The 788-nt window shown below is 59.3% G+C and carries 1 protein-coding gene; it reads right to left on the reverse strand.

Annotation, left to right across the window (positions count from 1 at the left end):
- The coding region (locus AAAU26_RS05200) for a relaxase family protein (protein WP_349180940.1) at nucleotides 1–788 on the reverse strand (788 nt) is incomplete at both ends.

A 788-nucleotide genomic window follows, 5' to 3' on the forward strand; every position in this document is an offset into this window, starting at 1 on the left:
TCCTGCAGGAGACACAAGGTCTGCGACCAGCGTTTGAGGTTGAACTTTTTCGCCCAACGCTCATAGCCGATGCCCTTGCCCGCAGCAACGTTTGCCTGAATGTCAACCAGTTTCCTGATCTTATCCGGCTTCTGTTCGCTGGCGGGCTGGATGATGGCGGCAAGCTGGATGTTCTGGGAGAGGGCGGTCAGCACCTGCTCCTTTTCCAGCTTCTTGCTCAGTTTCTTGGCTGTGATGAACTTTGTCCGGCCGGGCGGGCAGTAACTCAACCGACCTCGGCTCTCCTTCACGGCGATGCCGTGTTCCTGCATGAGCAATGCAGAAAATTCCTCGAAGGTGGTGGTCTTGTTCAGCACAGCGTAGATCTGCTTTCGCAGCTTGTCCAGTTCGGTCTGGTAGACGGTCTGGGTGGGCTGCTGCCCTTCGGCGGCAAGTTTGGCGTTGGCATGGTCGAGACGGCGTTGTCCGCGCCGCTGCGCCCAATACTCGCGCTCCGAAACATGGTTGCCTTGAGCTTCCAGCAGGTTGATCTGGTTCAGATCGGCTTGCTCGCACATTTCCATGACAGCGACACGGAGGTGCCGGAGCATGGCAGAGGTGCAGCGGTGCTTCTTGCCCGCTTCCCAGTCGCACGGCTTGTCCATGAAGGGCTGCCGTTCCACGGTGCGGACGCGCAAGCTGCCGATGACGATGTGGACGTGGATATTCCCGGCACTGTTGTGACCGTCCGGGTGGGTGCAGACGATGGCGGGATGACCGGGGAAGTTGTCCTTGCAGAACTGCAAGCC

The sequence above is a fragment of the Faecalibacterium longum genome (assembly GCF_040094125.1).
Lineage (GTDB): Bacteria > Bacillota > Clostridia > Oscillospirales > Ruminococcaceae > Faecalibacterium > Faecalibacterium longum.